Source organism: Arthrobacter sp. SPG23, assembly GCF_000876655.1.
GTDB lineage: Bacteria > Actinomycetota > Actinomycetes > Actinomycetales > Micrococcaceae > Arthrobacter.
Map to the genome: position 1 here is coordinate 193,641 of NZ_JYCN01000009.1, position 20,567 is coordinate 214,207.

General features: G+C 65.4%; 16 protein-coding genes. 8 read left to right on the forward strand and 8 right to left on the reverse strand.

What is annotated here, in order from left to right; all coding sequences use genetic code 11:
• Nucleotides 1-121: 121 nt before the first annotated feature.
• Nucleotides 122-2,737 carry an excinuclease ABC subunit UvrA gene (locus tag TV39_RS04225; RefSeq protein WP_043478760.1) on the reverse strand — a complete coding sequence of 872 codons (2,616 nt, stop codon included), beginning with the start codon at nucleotides 2,735-2,737 and terminating at the stop codon, nucleotides 122-124.
• 48 nt (nucleotides 2,738-2,785) lie between these two features.
• Here TV39_RS04225 and TV39_RS04230 point away from each other — a divergent pair, with 48 nt between their 5' ends.
• The gene (locus tag TV39_RS04230; RefSeq protein WP_235347265.1) at nucleotides 2,786-3,922 is read left to right on the forward strand and encodes an adenosine deaminase; all 1,137 of its coding nucleotides are present in this window, start codon (nucleotides 2,786-2,788) and stop codon (nucleotides 3,920-3,922) included.
• Nucleotides 3,923-4,133: 211 nt separating this feature from the next.
• On the opposite strand, the gene TV39_RS04235 is transcribed toward TV39_RS04230, so the two are convergent.
• Nucleotides 4,134-5,108 (reverse strand): aldo/keto reductase, encoded by a 975-nt coding sequence (locus TV39_RS04235; protein ID WP_043478763.1) that lies wholly within the window; start codon nucleotides 5,106-5,108, stop codon nucleotides 4,134-4,136.
• A gap of 314 nt (nucleotides 5,109-5,422) precedes the next feature.
• On the opposite strand from TV39_RS04235, the gene TV39_RS04240 reads away from it, so the two are divergent.
• Together TV39_RS04240 and TV39_RS04245 are read left to right on the forward strand one after the other, a co-directional pair.
• Nucleotides 5,423-6,292 carry a pullulanase X25 domain-containing protein gene (locus TV39_RS04240; RefSeq protein WP_043478766.1) on the forward strand — a complete coding sequence of 290 codons (870 nt, stop codon included), beginning with the start codon at nucleotides 5,423-5,425 and terminating at the stop codon, nucleotides 6,290-6,292.
• 150 nt (nucleotides 6,293-6,442) lie between these two features.
• Nucleotides 6,443-7,237 (forward strand): alpha/beta fold hydrolase, encoded by a 795-nt coding sequence (locus TV39_RS04245; protein ID WP_043478768.1) that lies wholly within the window; start codon nucleotides 6,443-6,445, stop codon nucleotides 7,235-7,237.
• Nucleotides 7,238-7,562: 325 nt separating this feature from the next.
• Here TV39_RS04245 and TV39_RS04250 read toward each other — a convergent pair whose 3' ends face one another.
• Nucleotides 7,563-9,452, reverse strand: a complete 1,890-nt coding sequence (locus TV39_RS04250; RefSeq protein ID WP_082049485.1) for an alpha-glucosidase — start codon at nucleotides 9,450-9,452, stop codon at nucleotides 7,563-7,565.
• An 87-nt stretch (nucleotides 9,453-9,539) separates the two neighbouring features.
• On the reverse strand, nucleotides 9,540-10,772 hold the full coding sequence (locus tag TV39_RS04255) for a mechanosensitive ion channel family protein (RefSeq protein WP_235347266.1): 1,233 nt from the start codon (nucleotides 10,770-10,772) through the stop codon (nucleotides 9,540-9,542).
• A 160-nt stretch (nucleotides 10,773-10,932) separates the two neighbouring features.
• Between TV39_RS04255 and TV39_RS22210 the strand changes: the two genes are divergently transcribed.
• The gene (locus tag TV39_RS22210) at nucleotides 10,933-11,673 is read left to right on the forward strand and encodes a hypothetical protein (RefSeq protein WP_043478771.1); all 741 of its coding nucleotides are present in this window, start codon (nucleotides 10,933-10,935) and stop codon (nucleotides 11,671-11,673) included.
• Nucleotides 11,674-12,964: 1,291 nt separating this feature from the next.
• Here the strand turns inward: TV39_RS22210 and TV39_RS04270 are convergent.
• Complete coding sequence (locus TV39_RS04270; protein ID WP_043478776.1) at nucleotides 12,965-14,233, reverse strand: IS110 family transposase; 1,269 nt, start codon at nucleotides 14,231-14,233, stop codon at nucleotides 12,965-12,967.
• Nucleotides 14,234-14,790: 557 nt separating this feature from the next.
• On the opposite strand from TV39_RS04270, the gene TV39_RS04275 reads away from it, so the two are divergent.
• The 3 genes from TV39_RS04275 (at nucleotide 14,791) to TV39_RS04285 (ending at nucleotide 16,812) form a co-directional block, all read left to right on the forward strand.
• Entirely contained in the window at nucleotides 14,791-15,438 is a 648-nt protein-coding gene (locus TV39_RS04275; RefSeq protein WP_235347267.1) for a hypothetical protein, read from the forward strand.
• A 120-nt stretch (nucleotides 15,439-15,558) separates the two neighbouring features.
• Complete coding sequence (locus tag TV39_RS04280; RefSeq protein ID WP_144406308.1) at nucleotides 15,559-16,443, forward strand: hypothetical protein; 885 nt, start codon at nucleotides 15,559-15,561, stop codon at nucleotides 16,441-16,443.
• Nucleotides 16,444-16,506: 63 nt separating this feature from the next.
• Nucleotides 16,507-16,812 carry an acylphosphatase gene (locus TV39_RS04285; RefSeq protein WP_043478783.1) on the forward strand — a complete coding sequence of 102 codons (306 nt, stop codon included), beginning with the start codon at nucleotides 16,507-16,509 and terminating at the stop codon, nucleotides 16,810-16,812.
• A 33-nt stretch (nucleotides 16,813-16,845) separates the two neighbouring features.
• Here TV39_RS04285 and TV39_RS04290 read toward each other — a convergent pair whose 3' ends face one another.
• A complete protein-coding gene (locus tag TV39_RS04290) occupies nucleotides 16,846-18,042 on the reverse strand; it encodes a TerC family protein (protein ID WP_043478786.1) in 1,197 nt (398 codons plus the stop codon).
• Nucleotides 18,043-18,144: 102 nt separating this feature from the next.
• Entirely contained in the window at nucleotides 18,145-18,504 is a 360-nt protein-coding gene (locus TV39_RS04295) for a DUF6457 domain-containing protein (protein WP_043478789.1), read from the reverse strand.
• 77 nt (nucleotides 18,505-18,581) lie between these two features.
• Here TV39_RS04295 and TV39_RS04300 point away from each other — a divergent pair, with 77 nt between their 5' ends.
• Entirely contained in the window at nucleotides 18,582-18,935 is a 354-nt protein-coding gene (locus TV39_RS04300; RefSeq protein WP_043478792.1) for a GNAT family N-acetyltransferase, read from the forward strand.
• On the opposite strand, the gene TV39_RS04305 is transcribed toward TV39_RS04300, so the two are convergent.
• Nucleotides 18,901-20,478, reverse strand: coding sequence for an HNH endonuclease signature motif containing protein (locus TV39_RS04305; RefSeq protein ID WP_082049487.1), 1,578 nt, complete (start codon nucleotides 20,476-20,478; stop codon nucleotides 18,901-18,903). The two genes, TV39_RS04300 and TV39_RS04305, sit on opposite strands and share 35 nt — an antisense overlap.
• Nucleotides 20,479-20,567 lie beyond the last annotated feature (89 nt).

Sequence of the window (20,567 nt, forward strand, 5' to 3'; positions counted from 1 at the left end):
TCGTTGTCCCGCTTGGCGGGATTACGTTCCACGCTAAGACAGTGCCGCCCCGTTATCAAATCGAAATACATACCCGGCATAACCGGCGTCCCCTCGGGGGGCGCGTGATGGCCTGCGCCGATCAGTGAGACAGCGCCGTGGCCAAGTACGGCGCCGTACGGCTAGTCGCGGAACGCGCGACGGCGGCGGGCGTCCCGGATGCCACGATCTCACCGCCGGCGTCGCCACCGGCCGGGCCGAGATCGATCACCCAGTCCGCGGCGGCCACCACGTCCATCTCGTGTTCCACCACGACGACCGTGTTGCCGGCGTCCACCAGGCCGTGCAGCTGCGCCATGAGCAGCTGGACGTCCGCAGGGTGGAGTCCTGTGGTGGGCTCGTCCAGCAGGTACAGCGTGTGGCCGCGGCGTGCCCGCTGGAGCTCCGTGGCCAGCTTGATCCGCTGGGCCTCGCCGCCCGAGAGCTCGGTGGCGGGCTGGCCCAGCCGGAGGTACCCCAGGCCCACGTCGCGCAGGGTCTGCAGGCTGCGGGCAGCGGCGGGAACGCCGGCAAGGAACTCCGCGGCGGCGTCCACGGTCATGGCCAGCACTTCGGCCACGTTCCTGCCGTCGTACGTCACCTCAAGCGTCTCCGGGTTGTAGCGCGACCCCCCGCATTCAGGGCAGGGGCCGTAGCTTCCCGGGAGGAACAGCAGCTCCACGGCCACGAACCCTTCGCCCAGGCAGGTCTCGCAGCGGCCGCCGGCCACGTTGAAGGAGAACCGTCCTGCGCCGAAACCCCGGGCGCGTGCCTGCTCGGTGGCAGCGAATTCCTTGCGCACGGCGTCGAACAGTCCGGTATACGTTGCCAGGTTGGACCGCGGCGTGCGGCCGATCGGCTTCTGGTCCACCCGCACCAGCCGGTCTATCCGCTCCATTCCGCTGGTTTCTGCGACAGCTTCGGAAACGATGAGCGGTTCTCCGGACCCGGCGTCCCCCGATTCCAGGTCTTCGGCGGTTACCGCCGCGGCGGCCGCATTCTGAGCCGCTTCCGGATGCAGCCGCGCCCCCACCACCTCGGCCAGGACCTGGCTCACCAGCGTGGACTTGCCCGAGCCCGAAACGCCCGTGACCGCGGTCAGGATGCCCAGCGGGAACTCCGCATCGAGATCGCGAAGGTTGTGCCGACTGATGCCTTTCAACCCGAGCCAGCCGTCCGCCTGCCTGACCTCAGCCTGCCCGCGCGCGCCGCCGTCGTTCTTCTTGCCGTGATTCTTCCGGCTGTCGCGATTCGCGCCGCCGCCGTCCGGGAACAGGAAGGGCCGCGTGACGGACGATTCCACCTCCGCGAGCCCGGCCACGGGGCCGCTGTACAGGATCTCGCCGCCGCCTTCGCCGGCGCGGGGCCCAACGTCAACCAGCCAGTCGGCACGACGGACCACGTCCATGTTGTGTTCCACCACGAACACCGAATTCCCGGAGGACTTGAGCGCTTCGAGCACGGCCTGCAAGGGCTCGGCGTCGGCGGGATGGAGCCCGGCGGACGGCTCGTCCAGCACGTAGACCACGCCGAACAGGCCGGAGCGCAGCTGGGTGGCGATCCGCAGGCGCTGCATTTCGCCGGGGGAGAGCGTGGGCGTTGCCCGGCCCAGGGCGAGGTAGCCCAGGCCCAGCTCCAGCAGCACGGTGATCCGCAGCAGGAGGTCACGGGTGATGGCGACCGCCACTTCGTTGGTTTCGCCCGAGGCCGCAGCCCGGCTGGCCGTCCCCGCGTCCTTGAGGTTGCTGGTGGGCCGGATGATCTCTGCGAGTTCCGCCATGGGCACGGCATTGAGCTCGGCGATGGTGCGGCCCGCGAACGTGACCGCCAGGGCCTCGGGCGTCAGGCCGCTGCCGCCGCAGCGCTCGCACGGTCCCGTTTCCATGAACCGGAGCACGCGCTGGCGCATGGTGTCGCTCTTGGAGTCGGCCAGCGTGTGGAGCACGTAGCTCTTGGCGCTCCAGAAGCGGCCCTTGTACGGTTTGGCCACCCGGTCCCGCTTCGGCGTCACCTCCACTACGGGCTGTTCCTCGGTGAAGAGGATCCAGTCGCGGTGCTTTTTGGGCAGCTTCCGCCACGGCGTGTTGACGTCGTAGCCCAGGTGGCTGAGGATGTCGCGGAGGTTCTTGCCCTGCCACGCGCCCGGCCAGGCCGCGATGGCGCCGTCGGCGATGCTCAGCGACGTGTCCGGCACCAGGGATGATTCGCTGACCGTGTGGGCAATGCCCAGTCCGTGGCAGACGGGGCAGGCGCCGGCGGCCGTGTTCGGCGAAAACGCGTCCGAGTCCAGCTGGGCCGTGCCTTCCGGATACGTGCCGGCGCGGGAGAACAGCATGCGCAGAGAGTTGGAGAGGGTGGTCACCGTACCCACGGTGGACCGGCTGCTCGGCGTACCGCGCCGCTGTTGGAGCGCGACGGCGGGAGGCAGCCCCGTGATCAGCTCCACCTTGGGGTTGTGTCCCTGCTGGATGAGGCGCCGGGCGTACGGGGCCACGGACTCGAAATAGCGGCGCTGGGCTTCCGCGTAGATGGTGCCGAAGGCGAGGGATGACTTGCCGGAACCGGAAACGCCAGTGAACGCGACGATGGCGTCCCGGGGCACGTCCACGTCCACGTTGCGCAGGTTGTTTTCCCGCGCTCCGCGCACCCGGACGAATCCGTCGGTGGGGTGGTCCGGAGTCAGGAAGGGCATATTGGAAGCCTGCTTGTTATGTTGCATTGGTTCGACTCTATCGGTGCGCGGGCGCTGCGGGCATATCCTTACCGGATGGAAACTTACGACGGCGCGCCCGGACCCGGCGGCGCGCCAGCACTCAGCGATGCTCCTGTATCCGACGCTGGACAGCCTTTGGCCGATCAGCCCCTGACTGAACAGCCCGGTGCGGCACAGCCAGACGCCGAAGAGGCCGCAACAGACCAGCCTGTCAAGCTTCTGCCGGTGGCCGAGCTGCACCTCCACATTGAGGGGACGTTGGAGCCGGAGCTGATCTTCGCCCTTGCCGAACGGAACGGCATCACACTGCCGTACGCGGACTTGGACGAGCTGCGCGCCCGCTACGAGTTCACCGACCTGCAGTCCTTCCTTGACCTGTATTACGCCAACATGGCCGTGCTGCAGACGGAGCAGGACTTCGCGGATATGACCCGCGCCTACCTTGCCCGTGCGGCGGCCGCGGGAGTGCGGCACGCCGAAATCATGATGGACCCGCAGGCCCACGTATCCCGCGGAGTCCCCTTGGGAACCTGCGTGAACGGGGTCGCCTCCGTGCTGGCCAACTCGCTGGAGGAGTTCGGGGTGTCCACCCTGCTCATCGCCGCGTTCCTGCGAGACCTGTCCGAGGAATCGGCCCTCGAAGTCCTGGAACAGCTGCTGGCCATGAACGCGCCCATCGCCGGCATCGGCCTCGACTCGGCCGAGGTGGGCAACCCCCCGGCCAAATTCGAACGGCTGTTCGCGCGGGCGAAGGAAGCAGGTCTGCACCGGATCGCGCACGCCGGCGAGGAGGGCCCGCCGTCGTACATTATCGATGCGCTGGAACTGCTGGACGTGGAGCGGATCGATCACGGCATCCGCTGCATGGAGGACCCCGACCTGGTGGAGCACCTCGTCGCGGAGCGCGTGCCGCTGACCGTATGCCCGTTGTCCAACGTGCGGCTCCGTGCCGTGGACACCCTGGCCGAGCACCCGCTGCCGGCCATGCTCGCTGCGGGACTGAACGTCAGCGTGAACTCGGACGATCCTGCGTACTTCGGCGGCTATGTGGACGACAACTTCCTGCAGCTGCAAACCGTCCTGGGGCTGTCCGAGTTCGACCGGGTGCGGCTGGCCTCCAACTCGATCCGCTCCTCGTTCGCGGACGAGGAGCGCAAAACCGAGTTGCTCGCGGAACTCGGCTACTCCTAAGTTGGCGCGGGCCTGGCGAGTGCTTGCGGGGCCGTGGAAGAAGCTGACGAAAACAACCTCGAGGTGGGCAAACCCAAGGATTGGGCCGCAGGTTTTCCCGGCGTCACCATTCCATGGGCCGGGCCGGGCCGTGCGAGGCAGCGTTCTACACCAGCGGCCGCACGTCCAATGAGGCTGCGTTCCTGTACCAGCGGCGTTGGGGCGGCCGGTCTCAGACGTCGATCGAATCCATGTGCGGGTAGCGTGCCCCCGCCGCCACCCCGGCAGGGGCCAGCTCGTCGAGCAGGGTGAGGTCCTGGTCGGAGAGTTCGACGTCGAGCGCACCGAGGTTTTCCCGTAGGCGCCCGCGTTTCTTGGTGCCGGGGATGGGGACGATGTGTTCGCCCTGCGCCAGCAGCCAGGCCAGCGCCAGCTGCGCGGGGGTGCACTCCTTCTGGTCCGCCAGTTCTTTCACCCTGTCCACCAGTTCGAGGTTCCGGGTGAAGTTCCCGCCTTGGAAACGGGGCGAGTGGCGCCGGAAATCGTCCGGCGCGAAGTCCTCGGGGGTGCGCAACTGGCCAGTCAGGAAACCCCGGCCCAGCGGGCTGTAGGGTACGAAGCCGATGCCAAGTTCCGCCAGCAAGGGAAAGACCTTCGTCTCCGGTTCCCGCTCCCAGAGGGAGTACTCCGTTTGCAGCGCAGTGATCGGATGGACTGCGTGGGCGCGCCTGATGGTGTCGGCGCTGGCCTCGGACAGGCCCAGATGGCGAACTTTGCCGGCCTGGACCAGTTCCGCCATGGCACCCACGGTGTCCTCGATGGGCACAGTTTTGTCCACGCGGTGCTGGTAATAGAGGTCGATGTGGTCCACCCCGAGGCGCTGCAGGCTCGCGTCGCAGGCGGAACGGACGTAGTCGGGCCGGCCGTTGATGCCAACCCAGGAGCCGTCCTCGCGGCGTTCATTGCCGAACTTGGTGGCAAGGACAACCTCGGACCGCCGGCCGGCTATGGCCCGTCCCACCAGTTGTTCATTGGTGAAGGGTCCGTACATGTCCGCTGTGTCCAGGAGTGTTCCGCCGGCGTCGAGGAACGCGTGGATGGTGGCCACGGATTCGTTGTCGTCGCCCGTGCCGTAAAACTCACTCATGCCCATGCAGCCGAGGCCTAGGGCAGAAACGGTCAGCGTGCCAAGAGTTCGGGTGTCCATGGTGGTCTCCTCATCGAGGGAATGTCGGACTGGCGCGGTGGCTTCACGGGAAGGTCGCCTCATTAGAGGCAGGACGCCACTATAGGCATGTCCTTTCCGGGCCCACAACGGGTGGTCCGGAATCCAGCTGGTCCGCCTGCTTGTCAACAGGCCCAAAGTCCCGTTGTTTCCGTCCCGTAGCTGAGACGCTAAGATCACTTGCGCTGCATTCGGCGTCACAGTCGGTCACGACACACGTTGTTAACGCCCATAGTCGCCTCTAGTTACAGTTCACTGGCAAAATGCTGAGTGATCACCTGCTCGAAAGGACAAATATGCCCACGGCTATTGCAGACACCACCACTGTTCGACTCAAATCAGTGCTCGACATCCTCGCAGAAAGCGTTCTGTCAGGCGAGACCCTCGGCGCGGGCGCGGTCCTGGCCCAGGCCACGGTCCGGGTACCGCTGAACGAGAAGGAAAGTGAGCTGCTCAGCGGAGGCATTCCCCGGGGACACAAGGCACTGACCACCGCCACCAGCAAGCTGGTCAAGGCCGGCTGGCTCGTCAAGGGACGCAGCGGCTGGACCATCACCGAGGACGGCCTCCGTGCCACGGTGGCCTTCCCGGATGCTGACTCCTTTGCCACCGCTCTCGCCGAGGGAACTCCGGTGCCCGCTGACATTCCGGTCCCCACGTCTCTTCCCGCCAAGGCTGCGGCTCCCAAGGCCGCACCGAAGAAGAAGGCGCCCTCCAAGGCTGCCAAGGTGGTCGAAAAGGCTGCTGAGCTGATCGAGGACGCCGTGGCGCCTGTGGCGAAGGCTGTGCGCACGCGCAAGGCCGCCGCCAAGCCGGCCAAAGCCAGCGAGGACACCCCGGCAGAAGCGCCCAGCGTGGAGTCGATCGACCAGCCGGAAGCAGTGGCCATCGCCGGTGACTTCAACGTGCTGCTGGGAGCGCCCGCGAACTGGGCGCCGCAGTACGACGAAGCGCAGATGAAGCTGGATGCAGTGGACCAGCTGTGGAAGCTCACCACGGACCTTCCGGCCGGGCACTACAGCTTCAAGATCGCGCTCAACCGCTCCTGGGATGAGAACTACGGGGCGTTCGGTGCGTTTGACGGCGCCAACCACGAACTCCACCACCCCGGCGGCCGGATCACCTTCAACTACGATCACCGGACCCGGGACATCACCCTGGTATAAGCCGCCCTTTTCCAGCGGCGCTGCTCCAAGCCGAGCTGCTCCCAGCGGCGCTGCTCCACGCAGCGCTGAAGGGTGCTCCTGTAGGCAGCTGACCCTGATCGGCCTAGAATCAGAGCCATCAGGGTCAGCTCCACAAAGGTGCGGTGCGGCATGGACACCGTTGAGATTTCAGGACTGCGAATCAGCTATCAGCGTGCGGGCCAAGGTCCTCCGCTGGTACTTCTTCACGGTGCGTACGAGGACAGCCGCGTCTGGCGTCAACAGCTGGAAGGCCTGTCCGGCGAGTTCACGGTCATTGCCTGGGATGCCCCGGGCTGCGGCCGGTCCGACGATCCTCCGCCGGACTTCTCCGGCCGTGAACTGGGCGATGCGCTCGCCGGGTTCCTCCGCGAGGTGGCGCCGCGGAAACCGCACGTCCTGGGGCTGTCCTGGGGTTCAGGCGTCGCCCTGGAGCTGTACCGGGGCCACCCGAACATGGCGGCCTCCCTGCTGCTGGTTTCGGCCTACGCAGGCTGGGCCGGCTCGCTGCCGCCGGAGGAAGTCGAGCGCCGGTATGCGCAGATACTCGCGGAGCTGGACCAGCCGCCGGAACAGTTCATCCCCGTCTGGTTGCCCACGTTGTTCACGGAGCGCCCGGATCCCGCCGTCGTCGCAGAGACGAGCGCCATCATGGCCGACTTCCATCCCGCAGGCATGCGGGCCATGCTGAGCGCCAGCGGTCATGCCGATTACCGTGACGTACTTCCCACCATCAGTGTCCCCACGCTGCTGCTCTACGGGGCAGAAGACGTGCGGTCGCCGCTGGCGGTGGCACAGGAAATGCTCCGCCAGATTCCCGGTTCGCAGCTCGTGGTGATTCCCGGCGTCGGGCATTTAGTCGCAGCCGAAACGCCGGAGGCGTTCAACACCGAAGTGCGCCGGTTCCTGCACAGCATCGGCGACTAACCACGCATCGGCTAATCACGCATCGGCGATAAGCGCGGCCGTGAGCCGAATTTCAGAACCGTGTGGGGTCCGGGTTCGGTGCGGGTGGCACCGGTGGCATGGGTCCCGGGTCCGGAATCGGCAGCGGACCGGGCGTCGGGGATGGTTCCGGTCCCGGATGCGGCGGCCGGGGCTCCGTGGGGTCCGGTCTGCTGGGCGGGAACGGGTTGTCCGGGTCGGGCGGTCCGGTGGGTCCCGGTTCCGGCGGGAACGGATCCGGCTCGGGAAGCGGCGGAATAGTCATGATGCTCTCCTTGCTTGGCTGGCGTGCTTGGCTGGTGTTTGGTCAGGTGTTGTGTTGCCGGCGGAAGACCTTCAACTCCCAGGGGCGCAGGGGAATCGCAGTATGCGTCCCGGCCCCGTCGGACGGATAGTTGCCCAGGATCAGCTCAGCCGGGTAGTGGCCCAGCTCCGGCTCATCCGCGCCGGCTTCGGCATCGCCCCAGCCGCCGCCGTCGAGCTCCACGGTGCGGTCTTCGCCGGAAAAGTTGCCGAGCACCAGCAATTGGACCCCCGGCGTCGAAGCCGCATTGGCAGCCGTACCGGCAGTCGCTCCAACAGCTGCCCCGGTGCCTGGCCCGGGGAGTGTCCGCCGGAAGGCGTACACGTGCTGGTCGTCGGGCAGCAGCATGGTGAAGTCGCCCTCCGCCACCACAGGTTCGGCGTGCCGAAGCGCGATGACCCGGCGGTAGAAGCTGAACACCGAGTCCGGGTTGTCCTCCTGCTCGGCGGCGTTGATGTGGCTGGTGTTCGGGTTGACGGCGATCCACGGCGATCCGGTGGTGAACCCGCCATGCCGGGTGGCGTCCCACTGCACCGGGGTGCGGGCGTTGTCCCGGTTCAGGGGCGCCAGGGCGGCCAGGACCTCGGCGTCGGTGTGGCCCAGATGGGTGGTTGCTTCCCGGTGGTGGTTGAGCACCTCGATGTCGCGGTAGTCGCTGATGGCCCCGAAGCTCATGTTGGTCATGCCCAGTTCCTCACCCTGGTACACGTACGGGGTGCCACGGTGCAGGTGCAGGATGCCGGCGAGCATCTTGGCGGAAAGCTCGCGGTACGGCCCGTCGTCACCGAAACGGGACACGGCACGGGCTTGATCGTGGTTGCCCCAGTAGAGGCTGTTCCAGCCGCGCTCGGCCAAGGCGTCCTGCCAGCGGCCCAGGGATTGCTTCAGGTCGGTAAGCCGCAGCTTCCTGGGGCGCCACTTGTTGCCGTCCTCCTGGTCCAGCGCCACGTGCTCGAACTGGAACACCATGTCCACCTCGCGCCGGGCGGGGTCGGTGAACAGGACGGCGTCCTCCACCGTGACGCCGGGCATCTCGCCTACGGTCAGCAGCGGCTTGTCCCGGCCGGCGAAAACCTCCAGGTGCATTTCGTGCAGGAACTCGTGGATCCGGGGCCCGGACATGAAGTGCGGGCTGCCGTCGCCAAACAGCATGCCGTCGCCCTTCGGCCCGTCCGGCAGGGCCGTGTCCTTGGAGATGAAGTTGATGACATCCATCCGGAAGCCGTCCACACCGCGGTCCAGCCACCAGTTCATCATGTCGTAGACGGCGGCGCGGACTTCCGGGTTTTCCCAGTTCAGGTCCGGCTGCTTCCTGGAGAACAGGTGGAGGTAGTACTCGCCGGTGGCCTGGTCGAACTCCCAGGCCGGGCCGGAGAACGCGGAGCCCCAGTTGTTGGGTTCTGCGCCGGCGCCGCCCACGGGACTTTGCCGGGGCGGCCGCCACCAGTACCAGTCACGCTTGGGATTGTCCTTGGAGGACCGTGATTCCACGAACCACGGGTGCTCGTCCGAAGTGTGGTTTACCACCAGGTCCATCACCAGTTTCATGCCCCGCGCATGCAGCCCGTCGGTCAGTTGCTGCAGGTCGGCGAGGCTGCCGAAGAGGGGGTCCACGTCGCGGTAGTTGCTGATGTCGTAGCCGTTGTCGTCCTGCGGGGAGGTGTAGATGGGGGAGAGCCAGACGACGTCGACCCCCAGCTTCTGCAGGTAGTCCAGCTTGCTGATGATGCCCGGAAGGTCGCCGATGCCGTCCCCGTTGGAGTCCGCGAAGCTGCGCGGATAGATCTGGTAGACCACCGCTTTATGGAACCAGCCGGGTTCCGTGGCCGCCTCGTCGTCGTCCGCCGCATCACTGACAGGGGGTTCCGTTGCGGGGTCCGCGTGGGTGGTCATGGCCTGGTCTCCTCAGTTGCTTGCGGCTGGTCTGATGGTGGGGCTCGGTTTGATTATTGTTCAGATCGGGCGGGCAGGAAAGGGCTGCTAGTTCCGTGCCGAGAGGGTCTTGTCGCGGTCCTCGAAGACTTCCTCGCCGGGACCGGTGAACGCGCGGGACCGCTCGATGGCTTCGACGGAGCCGGTGAAGAGCTGGGAATCCTGCGGGTCGGAGTGCTGACGGGCCTGCAGCGGCGCCGGCTCCCGGGAATCCACGGCCGGCTGCCGGGAAATCTCACGGGAAGGAGCGGGCGGGACGGGTTCCCAGCGGACGTGCGGCAGCGACTCCGGGTGGCCCTGCTGCAGGAAGGTCACCATGGCTTCGCGGATGAGGCAGCGCAGGTCGAAAAGGGCGGCGCTGTCTGCCGCGCTCACCAGGATCCGCACCCGGACGTAGCCGTTGGTGGCATCCGTGATCTGCAGGATTCCCACGCGACTGTCCCACAGTTCCGTTCCGTCCAGCACCGTGCGCAGTTCGGCACGCATGTCCTCGATGGGAGCGCGCCAGTCGAGGTCGAACTCGACGGTACCCATCACCTCGGACTGGCGGCGGGTCCAGTTCTCGAACGGCGTGGTGGTGAAGTACGTGGAGGGCAGGATGAGCCTTCGGTCGTCCCAGATGTGGACCACCACGTAGGTCAGGGTGATCTCCTCGATCCGGCCCCACTCTTTCTGGACCACTACGACGTCATCCACCCGGATGGCGTCGGTGAAGGCGAGCTGCATGCCGGCGAACACGTTCACCAGCGACGTCTGGGCGGCCAGGCCGGCCACGATTGAGATCACGCCGGCGGAGGCAAGCAGCCCGGCGCCGAGGGCCTGGATGGCGGGGAAGGTCAGCATCACGCTGCCGAGGGCCAGCACCACGATGAGCGCCACGCCGATCCGGCGGGCCAGGATCATCTGCGTCCGCAGGCGCCGGGCACGGCGGTTGTCGGCCACGTCCACGCTGTAGCGGCTGAGGACCAGTGCCTCCACGATCAGCAGCACCGCGACCGCGAGCCAGGCCAGGGAGCCCATGAGGGCGATCAGCAGGAGATGGTCGACGGCGGACCGCCACCCGCCGTCGTCCGTTGTCAGCACCAGCGCCACGCGGACGCCGATCAGGCAGAGGGCCATACGCAACGGAAGCCGCGCCACCCGGGAGGTGGCCTGGAGTTCGGGGCGGCGGCGGTTGAGCCGGAGGACCGTCTTGCGGATCAGCCAGGAGAGGACCAGGCCGGCCGCTACTGCGAGCGCCATGGCCAGGAAGGGCATTGCAGGGGTGAGGAATTCTTGCATTGGTTAAGCTCTATCAAGCTTCCGGGAACCGCTGAAATCCAGCGGGCCGTCGGCGTGCCGGTAACATTTGGACATCGATTGGATTTATTGCTTTGGCGGAGCCGGGCAGCAGTCCACAATTGAGGAATTATTCGCGGTCTCATGAAATTCAGGAGAACAGATGCACCGCTCAGCACCCTCGGCCATCGCAGTCTCGGGGGCCCTATGCCTCGCGTTCCTGCTGGTAGCCTGCGGACCGCCGGCCTCGTCACCGTCGACGAGTTCCCCGGACGCCACCGCCACCTCCACCTCCACAGCTTCGGCCACCGTGACCACGTCGGCCTCGTCCAGCGCCACACCGTCCGCCTCCGCGTCTTCGAATCCCGAAGCGGGCTGGAAGTCCTACACCACCGCCGACGGGCTGACCTTTGATTATCCGGAGGAGTGGAAGATCACCGACGCGGCCGGGGAAGCAGCTGCGGGCGGCGTGTTCGTGAAGATTACCAACGCCAACGGCAAGAACCTGGCGTCACTCCGGACGAACATGGTCACGGGCTCCGAGTGCACGGTGAAACAGCCGTTCGGCGTCTATGAGTCGCAGCCCCTGCCGGCACTGGAACAGAACGGCACCGTGCCCCGGTACACCTTCGAGACCCGGACGGATACGGCCGCCACGGATCCCAAGCTTATGACCGTGTTCGCGTACGGCATCACGACGGCGCCCGAACCCACCGGAACGGAAGCGTGCCCCATCTTCCACTTCTTCAACTGGCCGCCCAGCGGTGCCACGTTCGGGGGCGCGTACGACCCCTTCGACACCACCCCCGGCAATGAGATGCATGTGGACACGCCAGAGGTGTACATGGGCACCCAGGAGTACAAGAACATCAAGAAGATGATCACCTCGCTGCGGCCCGCCTAGCTACAGAGGGCCCCACGGCGAACGTTGCGCACCGCGGACAATCCGCGGTGCGCAACGATGCTCCTATAGCGGTCAAACCCGTCGTTCCGCTCAATTTCCTACAGTCCATGCTCGGCGACGGTGTGAGGTTGTCAATTCTCGTAACGAAGCAATTACAAAATTGTTAAGGCGGGAAAATAGTCCATCGATTAGGCATATGGTCGAGGTCCGATTCATTACTCATGGGGGAGAAAGATCTATCAGAGCCGAATCAGAAGAGCGAGCATTGTCCTGGCCACATGCGCAGCGCTACTACTGGGAGGGAGCGGCGCCAACGCGGTCCCACAACTGGCCACTAGTAACGCAACTTCGCAGGAGTCCAGGAGTACAAACGCTAATCCGAAAAATGATGCAATCGTGCGAGCGGTTGACGAAGCATTTCGAGGCGAAAACAGTGGGTTGGAAGCGTTGTTGAACGGGCCTCAGTCGGCAGCCGTTCAGCAGGAGTTGAGACGTCGCCTCGAAGAGCGAGGCGACTTCCAGAGGGTAGAAGTGCCTGGACCAACTGAGGGTTCAGATCTGACTCTGATGGCAACAGGCGAGTACGACAACTACTGCACCGGATACAACGGTGTGACGATGGGGTGGTACGGAAAAGAGATTCTCGCCTGTCACGGCTGGCTAGATTCATACATTTCCGGACGGCATGTCGCCCACTATAGCCCCGACTTGATTCCCCGGGGATACCCTGTTTCAGTCGGCTGTGCCTACGCCGCATTTGGAGTCATTATGTCCCTGACCATGCCCTTGGGATCCATCGGATGGGCTGCTTATGGCAGTGGCCTGCTGTTTGCGGGAGGTGGCATTGTTATCTCCTGTGGATAAGAAAATCGAGTCGACTCCGTGGTCTGTCATTTTGATTACTCAACTTCTGGGCGTAGTTGGGCTAGGCGCGTTGCTCATTCGTCTTCAAGCCGAGTGGTACGACTTCCTCTTGGTCGGGCTATTCATCGTCTACGAGATCCTTGTGATCCGCGCGCTTGTGCGCCGGGCCTCGTCGTCAGCGTCGCCAACGAATAACCCCTTGTAACCATCGGGCAGCACTTCTGGAGGCCGGGCTGAACCTGCAGCCCGGCCTCCAACTGCATCTCCTTGCGCAGAGTTCTGCTAAATCGCTTCCCACGCACCGATGTCATGTGTGTCGCCGGGACAGCCCACTGGTCCATACGACCTTTCTGGGCTTGATGTTTTGACATGCCGGCAGCGCCGGCGAGGCGAGGCCGGCGCAAAGGCTTGCTGTCCAGCAGAGCCCTTACGACGCCAGGCTTCTTTCGACTTCGCCGCCAGCTTCCCTGGTGTGTAGATGGGCTACCGTTTGCTCGGTGAGCCATTGGCGGTAGGTCGCAGCCAGGTCGTCATTTCGGATGTGCCCGCGTTCCAGACGCGAAATGATTGACACCCATTGACCAATTTCCTGGGCTACGGTCGTGATGGTGATTCCGAGATCGGTCCGCATGCGTCGGAGGTCTGAGTTGTTAGGTGCCGGCCGGGGGTTGGTGATCTGGCGGTAGATTTCGCGGGCTGCGTAGCGTTTGAGGCAGCGCATGATTTCGCGTTTGCTCTTGCCCTCGGACGTACGTTTGGTTACGTAGTCCTTGGTGCGCTGACACGAGGCCATGCGGACCAGGACTACTTGATGCAAGGCGTTATTGGCGCTGCGGTCGCCGCCTCTACTGAGTCGGTGACGCGTTGTCTTGCCTGATGAGGCTGGTACCGGGGCGACCCCGACGAGCGAGGCGAATTGGGCTTCGTTCCCCAGACGGTCCGGGTTGTCCCCGAAGGTGATCAACAGCTGGCTGGCTACTTCGGTCCCGACTCCTGGAAGATCGCAAAGCATTGGAGCGTAGCTGTCCAGGATTTCCTTGAGAGCCGCGTCAGCAGCCTCGATTTCTATTCCCAGAGCCTGACACCGGGAGGCCAACGCTTTCAGCGTCAGCAGGGTCACGTACTCGGGGTCAGCCAGATGTCCTGAAGGTCTCGTGCGCTGCAGCGCAGTAATCAGCGCGGGGGTGGCCAGAGCCCGGTATTTCGCCCGAATTTTGTCCGGCGCCGAAACGAGGAGCGCCTTGATTTGGTTGATGGCTGCGGTGCGGGCCTTGATCGCTGATGCGCGCCCGGAACGTAGGATCCGCAGGCATTCGACTGGGCCGTCCTTGGCCTTCGGGATTGCCTTCGTCCATCCCTCGAGTACAGACTTGGCGGCCTGGTAGGCATCCAGCGGGTCGGACTTCCCCTTGAGCCGGCGGGCGGCCCGGTTCGGGCGGTTCACCTCCAGCACGGTGATCCCTTCACTCCGCAGAGTTCTGGCCAGCTCGGCGCCGTAAGATCCTGTTCCTTCGACCCCGACGGCTATGACTGTGCCGTAGGAGGTGATGAACTCGATGATTTTCCGGTATCCCGATCCCACGGCTAGGAATTCCCTGTCCGCGAGGGGTTTACCGTGTTCATTGATGACGGCTACGTGGTGTGTGTCGGCGTGGGTGTCGATACCCGCAATGACTATTGTTGGTTCGCTTGCCAAGATGGAAATGCCCCTCAGTCGCGTCGAATGCTGATTGATCGGGCGCGGGCCAGGTGGGCAGACAAAACGGTAATGGGACTGGTCGTATCAGGCTCCTATGAGGTCATGTCCGCCTGGCTCGACACCCCTTTTAACGGACCTTGAGCCGGCGGACAGATCGTCGGGAAGACAGTGCCGCCTGGTACGTCAAGTTTTGGCTGGGTCACGCCGGCTCAAGGACTGTTCCAGTATTACCGTTTTGGCGGCGAATTTACCCCGCCCCGCGCGAGCCGCTGTCCGCAGGCCCACAATTGATCCCTAAGCTGTATGAGGAGGATTGCATGCGCCGACCAATGACGCCCGGCTGTGGATCGTCCGGGCCGCCACGTTCCCTTGCAGCAGCTTCTGCGGGGGCCTGCCTCGCGGTGCTCCTGGCAGCTTGCGGGCCGCCGCCCGCTCCGCGGAACCCGGGGTCCGCCGCGGCACCCCAACCAAGCGCTTCGGCCGGCGCAACATCGAGCGGAACAGCGGACGCAACAGCCGGCGGAACCGCCCCTGCTTCGGCCAATGGAACCGCCTTGCCGCCAAGCACGACGGCGGGCGTACCGCCGGCGGAACCGGCGCCGTCGGGCACGTCCCCCAGCCGGCTGCCGTCACCCACGGCGTCCGGCTGGAAGACGTTCACGACGTCGGACCGTCAGCTGACGTTCGATCATCCGGGCGACTGGACCATCAAGGATCCAACCGGAAAATCGCCGCTCGGCGGAGAGTTCGTGGAGGTGCTGAACGCAGCAGGGAAGTCGATGGCCGTCCTCGAGACCAGGATCGTGACCGGCTCGGAGTGCGTGCAGAAGTATCCGTTTGCGGTGCTGGACTCCGAACCCATGACGGCCCTGGCTGAGAAGGGTGTGCCGGACGAAAACGCCCCACGGTTCATGTTCGAGACGAGGGGAGATGCCTCGGCGCCCGCCCGGACGGCCGAAACCATCGCGGCCTACGGCATCACCATGATCCCGGAGGAGGTGGGGACGCTGGCGTGCCCCATCTTCCTGCTGTTCAGGTGGCCGCCCAGCGGTGCGATGTTCGGGGCAGGGTACGACCCGGCGAACAACACCACGCCCGGCGAACCGGCGCTTCCCTACTGGGAGAAGGCGAAGCTGTATGTGGAGACGGGCGAGTACCGGAACATCCGGCGGATGATCGCCTCACTGCGGCCCGCGCGGTAGCCGCCAGCTGCCTGTGCGGGGGCTCCTTGACTGGCCCCGTGCGCCCGAGCAGACTCGAATGAGGACTCGGTTCTATCAGTAGTCGGGGTTCTGATGCACGCACTGGGGAAGCAATGGCCTGTGAGCGGTGCGAAGACTATGGCATCCGCCCTGGGTACGCTGTGCGTGGCCGTGTTCCTGACCCTGGGTGCAGTGCTGGGACTGGGCGCCTGCACGCCGGGCCCTCATGCGGAGCCGACATCCACGGGCACCACCTTGCGGCCCACATCCGGGAGTGAACCGACCCCAATCGTTGAGGAGCCCACGGACTGGAAACCTGGAGCGGGTCCCGGCCCTTTCCCGACGGTGCGTGCCACCCCGACCAAAACGCAGCCCTCTGAGGGCGAAGCGTCAACGCCTCCGCCGCTTCCCACCTCAACTGCCTTCGAACGGGCCAGGCGGGCCAAGGAAATCCTGGAAACCTGCGTCCGGGGCGAGCTGACCTTCCGGCCGCCGTCCCCGATGCGCCAGGGGGAGACCCGGGAGTTCGTCCTGCATGTCACGTTGGGCGACCCCGGCGCAGGCCACGAGAAGAACATCCCCGGACCCAATCCGGTGCAGACCCGTGCGCCGATTGTGTGCGAGGAGATGCGGGCGGATCTCTCCGGAGCGGGCATGACCATTGAACGGGCCGGAAATCCGAGCGGCGAGATGCTGGTGCCGGAACAGGGCGTCGCGGAGTGGCGCTGGTGGGTCACGCCGAAGGATCCGGGACGGAAAACCATGACCCTGCAGCTGTTTGCCACCGCCGAGGACGGGCCGGACCTGAGCCTGGAGACGTTCCGGGAGGACATCCAGGTGGAGATCGAACTGGTTTACGTGCTGAACGCGCTGGTGAAGGACTGGGCGCAGCCGCTGGGTTTGACCATCCCGGTGCTGATAGGTGCACTTGGCGCCCTCCTCGTGTGGTCGCGCTCCAAGCGCCGCAAAGCCAAGCATGCCGCCAACACAACGCCGCCGGGCTGAGCCAGGCGCTGAGCCTGTGCGGTGGGGGAGCGAAACCTCCGGTCACGGCACTACATTGGAACCATGGCTCATGCTGCAGATCAGGACGCGGGGCCGGAGGTCCGCTTGCGGGCACGCGTCGAAGGCGTGGTCCAGGCGGTCGGGTTCCGGTACTGGACCGTGCGGAAGGCTGAGGAACTCTCGCTGACCGGAACGGTGAGGAACGACGACGACGGCACGGTCGCCGTCGTCGTCGAAGGTCCCCAGGCGGTGGTGCTGGAGTTCCGCCGCTGGCTGAGGTCCGAGGACGCGCCGGGGCGCGTGGACCACGTGGAGGAGTCGGTGTCGCCGGCGACGGGGGAGTTCAGCGGCTTCGACGTGGTGTACTGAGCCGGACTCCGGCGGTTAAGCCGGCGGCCGACCTTACGTGAGGCCTTCCCGTTGCAAGGCTTCGTCGTGCTCGGCGTGGGCCTGCTTGAGCAGGTCCATGAACTCGGTCTCGTCCCGGATGAGCCGCTTGTACTTCTCGGGGAGCTTCCTGAGCTCGGCTTCCTCACGGACCATCTTGTTGAAGATCTCCTCGCGTTCGGCAATGCCCGTCTCGTAGTTCAGGTCCACGTATTCGGTGGCGTGCCGCTTGGCGCCGGAGACCATGTTCTTCGCCTTGCCCTTGGGGCTGTAGATCGAGGCAAGCACCGTGACCACCAGGACGCCGATAATCACGGTCAGAGAGAGGCCTGTGCTGATCTCGACGACGGTCACGTGTTCGCCGCCGTTGATGAACGGCAGGTTGTTTTCGTGCAGCGCGTGGAGGATCAGCTTGACGCCGATGAAGCCGAGGATCGCTGCCAGGCCGTAGGCAAGGTAAATGAGGCGGTCCAGTAGTTCGTCGATGAGGAAGAACAGTTGGCGCAGGCCCATGAGCGAGAACGCCGTGGCGGTGAAAACCACGAAGACGTTCTGGGTCAGGCCGAAGATTGCAGGGATGGAGTCGAGGGCAAACAGGATGTCCGTGCCGCCGATGGCCACCATCACCAGGAGCATGGGGGTGAGGACTCGTTTGCCGTTTTCCACGGTGAAGAGCTTGTCGCCGTCGTAGTGCTGGGACGCGGGGAGGAACTTCCTGGCGAGCCTGACCACCAGACCCTCGGAGTCGTCGTCGTGCGAATCGGGTTTGAGAAGGTTGCCGGCGGTGACCAGCAGGATGAGGCCGAAGATGTAGAACACCCAGGCGAAGCTGTTGATCAGGGCGGCGCCCAGGAAGATGAAGCCGGTGCGCGCGATCAGCGAGAAGACGATGCCGAACAGGAGTACTTTTTGCTGGTCGGCACGCGGAACCTTGAAGCTGGCCATGATGATCAGGAACACGAAGAGGTTGTCCACGGACAGGGCCTTCTCGGTGACGTAGCCGGCGAAGTATTCCGTGCCCATGGTGGGGCCGCCAAAAACCAGGACGCCGATGCCGAACAACAGGGCGATGCCTACGTAGATCGCTGACCACGTGGCCGACTCCCTGAGCTTGGGGGAGTGCGCCTTGCGGACGTGGAAGAAGAAGTCGAAGGCCAGCAGGCCCACAATGCCGATAATGGTCAGAATCCATACGTATAAGGGGACCTGCATGCTGCGTGCCTTCCGGTCGGTGGGGGTGATATCAACCCTACCGGGCGGTTGTTGCAGGGCGGTGTCAGCTATTGGGCAATGTCAGCTACTGACCGGTGTGAGTTACTGGGCGGTGTCGGCCCAGCCTTTGCTGGACGGTCCGCCGTCGGCTCCGTCCTCGCACAGCCGGAAGGCCACGGCCGCGGCCTGGGCGACCGAGGCGGCGGAAGCTTCCTTGGGCGCCGCCCCTCCGGCGGCATTGCTTGTGGTTCCCGCGCTTCGAGTTCCGGCGGCGAGACCCGCCGCATAGCCCACCATCAGCGCCGTGATTGGCGCCGCTGCGTGGGTGACCGACCGTGCGGATTCACCGGCCAGGTCAAGGATCAGTTCACGGTCGAAGTCGAGGTCCAGGAGCTGCAGCGCCTGGGCCAGCCGGTGGCTCCACTGGTCCAGGATCTGTGCTTCGACGTCGTTGGCGGCCATGTTCTCTCCTCAGTCAGAAATAACGGCAGATGCCTCGAGGTTAGGCTGTAGCGAGAGCCGCTATCAAGGAGATCCCGATGACTGATGTAACCATCCGCCACAACCCGGACCGCGAGCGCTTTGAAGTTGTGGTTGCCGGCAACGTGATCGGCAAGGCCGCGTACAAAACGTACGACGCCGGCGACTCACCGCAACGGATTTTCTACCACACGGTGATTAACGAGGAATACGGCGGCCAGGGGCTTGCGGGCAAGCTCGCCACCGTTGCCCTTGATGAAACCGTCGCCGCTGGGCTGGGCATTGTGCCGGTATGCCCGTACATCAAGAAGTTCCTCACCAAGCACCCGGAGTATGCCACCGCCACCGTAGCGACGACGCCGGCCCACCTCGAGTTCCTCAGCTCGGCGCTGGCGGCCCGCGCCCGGACATAGCTGGCGCGGAGCTGTGCCTGGCTTGGCCGGCGGCGGGACGCGTTGCCAGCGTGAGTGAAGGCGTAGTCAAGCCGCGCAGCCAGGCAGCGATCCACGACTCCCAGTCCGGGAACGGGTCGACGGGCAGGTCTGTATCGGGACCGTAGTTCGCGCCGGGGGTGTGCTCCGCCGTCTCAGCAGTTTGCACCACGTCGGGTGGCCAGTGGTTGGCAGGTGGCATCCAAGGTGGTTCCCAGTCATGCTGTTCGCCGGGGTAGCGGCGTCCTGAGGGTGATTCCCAGCCGGGTGGCGCGTCGTGGGTGGCGTTGATCGGTTTCCAGCCGGTGGTGTGCCGGAGGCGGTGGTGTTTGCGGCATGGCTGGCCGAGGTTGGAGACTCCGGTGGTGCCGCCTTCGTGCCAGGGCGTGATGTGATCTGCTTCAGTGTCCAGGGACTGGTTGTTGCATCCGGGAAACGGACATTTGCCGTCCCGGAGGCGAAGCCATTGGCGCATGGCCGTTGAAATGCGGTAGCTGGCGCGTTGGATTTCCAGCGGTGCCCCGGTGCGGGGGTCGGTCAGGACGCGATGGAAAGAGGTGGCGCCGTCTGCGATGAGCCGGCGGGCCATGCTGGGCGGGATGGGCCCGTAGCCATCCAGGTGGGCAGGTTCTTCCGTGGCGCCCAAGAGCGACAGCACAGGCACTGTGACCAAGACTTGCGCCTTGGGCGACGGGACGCCGTCAGCGACGCCGCCGAGTAGCCAGGCGGCGGCGGTGTCGGCCCGGAGTTGGGAAAGGTTTCGGGGTTCGGCCGGGTTTTGGAGGTCCCTGGCTGCGGCAGTGGCGCGGTTCCAAATGGATGCGGCAGTGTCCGCGGGCAAATAGGCGGAGAGCCAGGCCATGCCGTCGCGGTCCGGGATGTATTCCAGGCGCCGGTCCTGGGCGCTGGTCCTGTGGCGCTGTTCGATGCTGACTGGGTGGTGGCGTTCCCGCCAGATGCGTGCTTTGGCGCGGAAGCGGGAGGGCACGAGGTCCCCGGGTGGGCAGCCCCGGGCCGGGTTCACAGCATCGGGGTCCAGGAAATGCGCTTCCAGCGTGGCGGCTGCGGCGGGGGTCAGGCCGGTGGTTTCGTCGACGAGGACCCGGGCGTGCTGCCAGGAGATGGTCCCGGCCTCCAGAGCAGTAAGCGTCAGTGGCAGTGCCGAAGTGAGTTGCCGGGCTTCCTCGAGGAAGGCTCCTGCCGTTCTTTCGGTGACGGTCAGGGCACAGGCCAATTCGGCCACCAGGCCCATTTCGGCGGCGCACTGCTCCTGGGGCGACGCGGCCGGGGATGCCATGGCCCGGGACGCCGCGGCGAACGTGTCAGCCAGCCGGACCTTGAAGGCGGCGGTTCGAGCTTCGATGCGACCCACCTCGGTGAAGGCATCCAGGCAGTCGTCGGCAAGCTGCCGTAGGGGATCCGAATCCGGCGCTCCGGCGAGCCGTGAACTATCGCACAGGCGGTGCAGCGCAGCAACGGAGGCCGTTATGGCGTTGAGTGCCTCGGATACTGCGGTGCTTTGCATATAAACAGTCTGGTGGGAGGGTCTGACATTTAACGCTGCCCGCAGCGCCCACCGCACCGAAGCGCCGCCGTCGTGCGTTGTATTCCGGT